The sequence below is a fragment of the Bacillus sp. JJ722 genome (assembly GCF_036963345.1).
GTDB lineage: Bacteria > Bacillota > Bacilli > Bacillales > DSM-1321 > Bacillus_AD.
Genome location: NZ_JBALMO010000043.1, coordinates 1 through 8,251, shown reverse-complemented (window position 1 = coordinate 8,251; position 8,251 = coordinate 1). Strand labels below are relative to the sequence as shown.

The 8,251-nt window shown below is 34.8% G+C and carries 7 protein-coding genes; 1 reads left to right on the top strand and 6 read right to left on the bottom strand.

Features of this window, described 5'->3' with window-relative positions; translation table 11 throughout:
- Window positions 1-74 precede the first annotated feature (74 nt).
- The 6 genes from V7014_RS07465 to V7014_RS07440 all read right to left on the bottom strand — a co-directional run bounded on the left by V7014_RS07465 (window position 75) and on the right by V7014_RS07440 (window position 6,597).
- A complete protein-coding gene (locus tag V7014_RS07465; protein ID WP_335505750.1) occupies window positions 75-881 on the bottom strand; it encodes a metallophosphoesterase in 807 nt (268 codons plus the stop codon).
- A 146-nt stretch (window positions 882-1,027) separates the two neighbouring features.
- The gene (locus tag V7014_RS07460; RefSeq protein WP_335505749.1) at window positions 1,028-1,873 is read right to left on the bottom strand and encodes an undecaprenyl-diphosphate phosphatase; all 846 of its coding nucleotides are present in this window, start codon (window positions 1,871-1,873) and stop codon (window positions 1,028-1,030) included.
- 147 nt (window positions 1,874-2,020) lie between these two features.
- Window positions 2,021-2,635, bottom strand: coding sequence for a PH domain-containing protein (locus V7014_RS07455; RefSeq protein WP_335505747.1), 615 nt, complete (start codon window positions 2,633-2,635; stop codon window positions 2,021-2,023).
- A gap of 777 nt (window positions 2,636-3,412) precedes the next feature.
- Complete coding sequence (locus V7014_RS07450; protein WP_335505745.1) at window positions 3,413-4,018, bottom strand: S-layer homology domain-containing protein; 606 nt, start codon at window positions 4,016-4,018, stop codon at window positions 3,413-3,415.
- Window positions 4,019-4,097: 79 nt separating this feature from the next.
- Entirely contained in the window at window positions 4,098-5,651 is a 1,554-nt protein-coding gene (locus V7014_RS07445) for a bifunctional metallophosphatase/5'-nucleotidase (RefSeq protein ID WP_335505743.1), read from the bottom strand.
- 211 nt (window positions 5,652-5,862) lie between these two features.
- Entirely contained in the window at window positions 5,863-6,597 is a 735-nt protein-coding gene (locus V7014_RS07440) for a response regulator transcription factor (protein WP_335505741.1), read from the bottom strand.
- Window positions 6,598-6,730: 133 nt separating this feature from the next.
- Here V7014_RS07440 and V7014_RS07435 point away from each other — a divergent pair, with 133 nt between their 5' ends.
- Window positions 6,731-8,191, top strand: a complete 1,461-nt coding sequence (locus tag V7014_RS07435; RefSeq protein ID WP_335505739.1) for an amidase — start codon at window positions 6,731-6,733, stop codon at window positions 8,189-8,191.
- Window positions 8,192-8,251 lie beyond the last annotated feature (60 nt).

Sequence of the window (8,251 nt, the reverse complement as noted above, 5' to 3'; positions counted from 1 at the left end):
TGGGAGTCTTAGCGCCAGTTAGAACGGGATAAAAAAGGTCGCTTCCATATACTCTGGAAACAACCTATTCATTTTCATACATGTAAAATCGTGATCGACTTTTCTAACTCTCGCTTAAAGGTAGCAACATTTCTTTCCCCAATATAACCTAGTGGATTACAAATAATTGTTCTTGTATTATTCTTCTTCAGTGGATACCGCTCATGTGTATGACCAAAAATTACATACTTAATATGAGCGTGCTGATAAATTAAATTGCCCATCCTCAATGAACCCATAAATGCATTGTATACATCCCAATTCATATATTGATTACTCGGGATTACATATTCCTTAAAGGGAACAAAATGAGTAACGAATATTACTTCCTTATCTTTATAAGTTAGTAATTGATCTTCTAATAGGCGTAACATGAGCCCATTTAACTCACAGTCTTCCATACTCCAATTCGAATACTTGCTATCTCCCCAATCTTCTTTCTCTGCTAATATCTCGTTTAACGAAGTTGATTCGGCTGCAAGTGAATAATCAAACCAGCCCATATCACCAATAATGACATATTGATCGTTGACTACATACGGCTTATTAATTAGTGTTGAACAATGTCTTGCAAACGCACGATAGCTATCCCAAGAGCTTTCATTATTCCGTATCCATATATCATGATTACCAGGGATAAACAGCGTTTTCACATTAATACTTTTTTCGATTTCATCCAGCATTTGAATGGTACTAGATACGTGATCACTTAAGTCCCCAGCAATCACAATTAAGTCTGGCTCTTTTTCTATTAAAGTTTCGACTAATATAGGTAGTAAATCCTCTCCAACGAAATTTGAATTCATATCTAAATGAATATCACTTAGTACCGCAATCTTCATGAAATGTCCTCCAAATGATTAGGTAAGGCTATCATAACAAATAAATATAACGAAACATTGTAAGTAGATCAGAAAAAAAAGAAATCCAGTTTAATGGATTTCTTTTTTTGAGTTTGTATATATAACTACATTTACCTTGTCCAAACTTAAAAGAATACAAAGTAAATCACAATTACTAATATAATTCGATATATAGCAAATGGAATCAGTTTAATCTTGTTAATTAATTTTAAGAAAAAGCGAATTGAAATTAACGCAAATATGAAGGCAGAAATAAAGCCTACTACAAAGAATGGTATAGCATCTACTGTGAAATATTCTAAGTTTTTCAGTAGTGAAAGACCACTAGCTCCTGCCATAATTGGAACAGCCATGATGAAAGTAAAATCAGCTGCTGCTCGGTGACTCATCCCTAGCAATACACCACCGGAAATCGTCGCCCCAGAACGTGAGAAACCAGGCCATAATGAAAAACATTGGATTAATCCAACAGATAAAGCTTGTTTATACGTAATTTGGTCAACTGATTCAGTAGTTGGCTTTTTCTTCGAACTAACTAAGTCAGCCACAATCATAAGAATTGCACCAACTAATAGACCAATTAGTACTGTCTTAGTTGAAAACAAATGTTCATCAATATAATCATCGAATAATAATCCAAGTACCCCAGCAGGAATTAATCCTACGATTACTTGTGATATTTTCAATCTATTTGTGTTGTCTTTACTAACAGCTTTCTTATTCTTACCAAAACGATCTAGACCTAACAAATCAATAAAGCGACTTCTAAATATAACTACAACCGCTAAGATTGAACCTAATTGAATGACAATTTTAAATGTATTAGCTACATACTTCCCCAAAAATTCTTCAGATTTTAACAACATATCATCAACAATAATCATATGTCCAGTAGATGAAACAGGAGCAAACTCCGTTAGTCCTTCTACCATCCCAAGAATGATTGCTTTAATAAGCATTATAATATCCATGTAAAAACTCCTTCGAAAACCCTTTTCAATTTAATTTTTAAAAGCGCTACTGCTTATACTAGCACAAAATCCCAAAAAAAATCATCTTCGAATCAATATTCGAGGACGATTTAACAAACATTTAATATTAAATCCTTAAATTCTAACTTAATTATTTATATATTTTTCAAAAACTGCGCCAAAATCTTTTACGTGATATTGCTCACGTGCCTCAGTTAACCATTTAAAACTAAATTCCGTTAAATCTGTTAACGTACTTGCTAGCTTTTGATCATCAGTTCGAGAGTGCTGTAAAATGCTGACTGCTTTATCTAAACTATTTGTTGCTGTATCTAGTAAGACTTCATTCTCGTGGGTAATTTCTTCAATTTGTAATAAAGATTTATAAAGATCTTTTAGCTGTTCTAATTGATCTTTACGCACATCTATATCAAAGTTTACATCCCCAATTGAGAACTTGATTTCCACATCCATATCAATCTTACCTGCTGTTTCTAATAATACATTTGAGATTTTATGAAGGGAGTAAGGATAGCGTTTCAATGTACTTTTTGAGGAAACGGCACTCGCTCCATCCACATGAATAAGCGCTAGATTTGTAAAACAGTATTCATCAGCTTTCGTCTTAATTAAGAAATATATTTTCTCATTATCTTCATGCATTACATAATCATCAGCATCCGCTTTATCATAATCTGCTGGTGAGATAATCTTACCTATATCTGATAAGCCTAGAGCATCGGAGGCAAATTTTTTGAACATGTAACCACCCTTTCGCAAGTTAATTTAAACAAAAGAAATAACACCTAGGTTATATTGTATCAGTAATCTTTAAACGTTCAATAAGTAAAAATAAGTAAAAAGTGCACAATATTGCGTGCACTTTCTATTTGTTCATTTTAGTATGGGAGAAAGAAAGTATATTATGATTGACTAAGTTCCTTCGCTAGCATCTGTTTTCCCCTCTTCCAGTGTTACCACTAGAATACAAACGGCAGATGATTATCACTACTACGAACTCGCCGCCATCCAAGTTAGAATCAATCAGTGCTAACACACCTCCTCTAACCGGACTTCAAACGTTCCATTGCTTCGATCCCTCTTTTTGGTCACCTTAGGTCTCCACTATTCAGGTATGAGAAAGACTAGTTTAATAGTCAATTCTACTAATCTCCAATACATTATCTCAAATGTATGAATGAATGCTAAACCCTTAGCTATTCCTAGCATTCACTAACTCACCCTGCCTATCGCATGGATTCGTCTCCTAACCATAGCCACCTTTTAAAGAACCCCGCGAATCTTCCGTTGAAAAGTTAGATAACGATCAACTACTTCTACGTCTTCACCTGACTTCATCCCTTTTGTTTGTTAGCACATCACTGGATGCAGGAGGATTAGGTACATATCTCGCCTGACTATTAGATATGGATTGGGCTTTCACCAATCAATTCGAAACAATAGTTAAAGGTGTTTGTAATTAACTCCTTCACTTATTTCGCTAGAATACTAGCTTATAAAGTAACGTTTCGTTTATTTTTATTTAAGAGTTTTGTTTGCTTTGAATAAGAAGATTGCATAGTCTCCACGATTTGCTGGTTGGTTTGTACCAAACTTTGTAGGAGATACACCACTCGTAATATCATTACTTACAAGAGCCGATACAGCTGTTTGGTAATGAGATGCTACGTCAGTGAATTTAACAGCTGCATTTCCCTGTAATTTAAATCCACGTTGAATCCATACCGCTAATTCGCCGCGAGTGATTAAATCATTCGCACCAAATTTAGTAGTTGTTTTACCTGAAGTAATACCCGCTTTTTTTAAAGCGTTAACATAAGGTGCCGTACGTGAAGGTACGTCAGTAAATGCAGATTTTGTATCTTTTTTATCTACTTCTAGGCCTAAAACTTGCGCTATTAGAACAGCTGCATCTTGACGAATAATGTTTTCACTAACACCAAATTTTGAATCAGATAAACCTTGAGCTCCTTTTGAAACAACGAAGTCTACTGCCTCTTTATATTGAGGTGCAACATCTGTAAAAGATGCTGCCGATGCTATTGGTGCAACCGCTAATGCTACGGCTGTTGCTGTTACAGCTGTTGCTGTGAATTTACGAGATGATTTTAATTGATAAGACATTAAGTGTAGCCTCCTGATTAATTGAAATTTCTAGATAATGAGCTTACTTCCTACATTCGATCCAAATTCACATTTGTAATTATTGTGCCTTCTTAGCAACGTCAACAATACGTCCTTCAATTTGAGGTTTAACTACATCTTGTTGTGATAAGTATGTGCTAAACGTTTCCCAATCTGCTTGACCGTAATCTGTAACGCGGTTGCTTTCATATGCCTTATTAAATACGTCAAAACCGTCTCCACCTTTAGCAGTGAAAGCGTTTGTAGCTACAACATACGTTTTTGCTGGATCTAAGTTTACAAAAGTACCTTTTTCATTTACTTGTGCAGTTACAACACGACTGCCAGCAGCTTTAGAGCTATCATAAGTGAATTTCATTCCTGAAACATGTAGGAATCCACCACTCTCTTTTGGAGCTTGGCTTACACTGTGTTCTAATGCTTCTAAAATTTCAGCACCAGTAAGGTTCATAGTTGCCAATGTATTACCGAATGGCATTACAGTTAATACATCACCTAAAGTGATTGGACCTGCATCGATCCCCGCACGAATTCCTCCCCCATTTTGCACCGCAATAACAGTGTTAGGATTCATTTTTTGAGCAGATGCAAGCATACTGTCAGTAATAAGGTTGCCAAGTTCCGTTTCATTTGCACGGACACTGATTCCTTCTGTATTACCATCGTCACTTACACGAGGGTTTGTTAGCGCTTTCTCAGTAGTTGCCCCAGTAGGTTTGTTTTTCGTATCTTCTACTTTTTGAGTGTATGGTTTTAATATTTCAGCAGCTTCTTTATCTTCCGCTTTGTCAGCTAATTTAATTAATTCACCAGCTTGTCCAACTACAACACCATTTTCGTCGAACTCAACATCAATTGTTCCAAGGAAATCGCTATATTGATATGCTTGAACGATAACTGTTGGATCTTTCGCAACACCGTTTTGATCCTTATTGACTACAACAGGCTCACTTAGCTTCGTATGGCTATGTCCGCCAACAATTACATCAATACCTTCAACATTCGCAGCTAAAAGTAAATCATTATCGTATTCAGCATTATCGTCATAACCTATGTGGCTTACTGCAACGATTTTATCAATGCCTTGTTTCTCTAATGCAGCAACTGTTTGTTCAGCTGATTTAATATAATTATTGAATTCTGCTGATCCTGGACTTGCAATATCCACAGTTTCTTCAGTTGTTAAACCGAAGAAACCAACCTTTTCTCCATCCACTTCTTTAATGATTGCATTGTAGATATGGCCATCTTTAGGATCTTGTGCAATGGTTGCTGTTTGTAAGCCGTTCATTACTTTATCTTTACTAAAGTCAACATTCGCACTTACGAAAGGAAATTTAGCAGCTTTTACAAAGTTTGCTAAAGAAGTATTTCCTTCTGCTTCTCCACCAAGATCAAATTCGTGATTACCAAAAGTCATCATATCGTATTTCATTAAATTCATAAGTTCAATATCAGCTAGACCTTTGAATTCATTAAAGTAAAGTGTACCCGAGAATACATCACCAGCATCCACAAGAACAGCGTTTGGTTTGCTTGCGCGAACTTCTTTAACAGCTGTTACTCGTTTTGGAGCATTTTGAACATTCGCATGTGTATCATTCGTATGCATAATCGTTAATTCAAAATTTTCACTGCTATTTCTAGCTCACACTAGACCTACACCGCACGGGCGCCTTTCAGCGCATACGGCGTGCCATCAATCATAGTAACCATCTATTTCTTTCTCCAATACTACTATAATATGAATTTGTAAATATTAATTGAAAATATAATATTTTTATTATTTAGAAAAATATAATACCATAAAATAAGCCTATATATCATTTCTTATTTATTTTATACAATAACTCCGTTCGACTACTTACTCCAAACCTTCGATATAAGTTCTGTAGATGTTTCTTGATAGTATTCGTACTAACATATAAAAGATTAGCTATTTCTATATTTTTCTTACCTCTTTCTAAGTAATTTATTATTTCTTTTTCTCGATCTGTAAGAATGGACTCATTTCTGTTTCTTAGAGAATGTCTCATAAGCTGTACATGTAAACCACTTTCAATTTGTTTCACTAAATAATTTACTTTCATACAATCTAAAGGTGTAAATTTTTCTTCACCTTTACTTTTTATTAATCCTATTACTCCAACAAGTTCTCCATTAAATTCGAAGTAAATTGCCATTTCATCTAAATATAAATTCTTTTTCATAAAAGCGTTATAATATTCCGTTTGGATATAATTATTTGGTGAAATCACATCGTCCAATTTTTGTACTCTTTTTTTCTTCTCCAAATTTTGTGGATGAAGAAAATCTAATTTATGAAAGTAATGTTTATACTCATTAAAAGGTTGCAAATCTATATTTAACATGATTGGATCTACTAGTTTGTTATGATTATCCATAATCCAAAATAATGAAGTACTATATTTAAATGCATTGTAAAGTATTTGTAGCACATCCATGCGATAGCGATCTAAATTAGTATTTATCTGTTTAACTGCCAATTCCTCTACAGCATAAAGTACATTATCATATTCTTCTGTAGTTAATCGCATTATCGATATCTCCTTTACGATTCATTTTTACCTTCGTTACAAATAATTCTGAATAATAAGAAATTATCCTTTTGGGTAATTGTAAAAATTAATATAATCATTAAAATTGAGTTAAAAGAAGGAGGTTGAGTGAATGAATGTTTCAGAGTTTTCTAGTTATGATGGATTAGGTCTTGCAGAACTTATTAAAAACAAACAAGTTAATCCTGAAGAACTTGTTCACTATTCTATTAAGGCCATTAAAGAACTAAATCCAGATATAAATGCTGTTGTTACTGTTCTTGAGGAAGAGGCTATAAATGAAATCAAAAGAGGATTACCTAACGGACCTTTTACAGGAGTTCCCTTCTTAATTAAAGAATTGGTTCTCCATGCAAAAAATATCCCGACAAGCATGGGAAGTAGAATAGCAGAAGGTATTACTTTTCCAATAGATAGTGAATTAATGAAAAGGTTTAGAAATGCAGGGTTTGTTACTGTTGGTACAACAACAACACCTGAGTTTGGATTTAATGCGTCTACAGAATCAATTCTATATGGTCCAACACGAAGTCCCTGGAATGTAAATCATAGTCCTGGTGGATCAAGTGGGGGATCAGCAGCAGCTATTGCTTCAGGAATCGTACCCGTAGCCCATGCAAATGATGGTGGCGGATCTATTCGAATTCCAGCATCCTGTAGTGGATTAGTAGGATTGAAACCAACTAGAGGAAGAATACCTGCTGGCCCATATAATAGTGAGCCTCTCAATGGTATCGCTATTGAGTTTGCATTGACAAAAACAATTAGAGACACAGCTCATCTTCTTGATGCGGTTAGTGGTCCTGACATTGGCTGTTATAGCTGGCCCGAATCACCTTCTGAAGCCTATAAAACACTAATTAATAAACCTGTAAGACCATTAAAAATTGCATGGACTGCAAAACCTGTCTCCGGTGCCCCTGTAGATGAAGAATGTGTGAAAGCTTTAAATGAAACAGTACAATTATGCACGGATTTAGGTCATATCTTAGTAGAGGATTCACCACAATACGAAGTCGAACCATTTAGTTTAGCTACTTTACGTATTTGGACTGCAAATATTTACAAAATGATTGAAAACGCGGCTCAGCTCACTGGTAAAACACCATCAGAAAAAAATATTGAAGCAACTACATGGCAATGTTATTTATATGGTAGGGAAATGAAAGCATCTCAACTCCTAGAAGCAATAGAGACAAATGCTACTATATCTAGAACCGTAGGGCATTTCTTTACTGATTATGATGTACTTTTATCACCTACTTTAGCTACCTTACCAGCTGAAATTGGCTATTTAAATGCTAATAATTCTTCTATTAATGCTCAACAATGGACAGACCAGATATTTACCTATGCTCCATTTACAAACTTATTTAATGCAACTGGTCAACCGTCTATCTCTCTTCCATTGAAAACAAGTGTAAGTGGATTACCAATTGGTATGCAGTTTACAGGAAAGTTTGCCGATGAAGCTACATTACTTCAATTAGCTTGCCAACTTGAAAAAGCCCACCCATGGAAAAATCGAAAACCGTTAATCCATAGCACTAGAATAGCTTCCTTAAATAATTAGTAAATGCATAAATTTTTAAGAATGGGCTGTTCGAAAAGTGATTTCAATCACTTTTCGAAC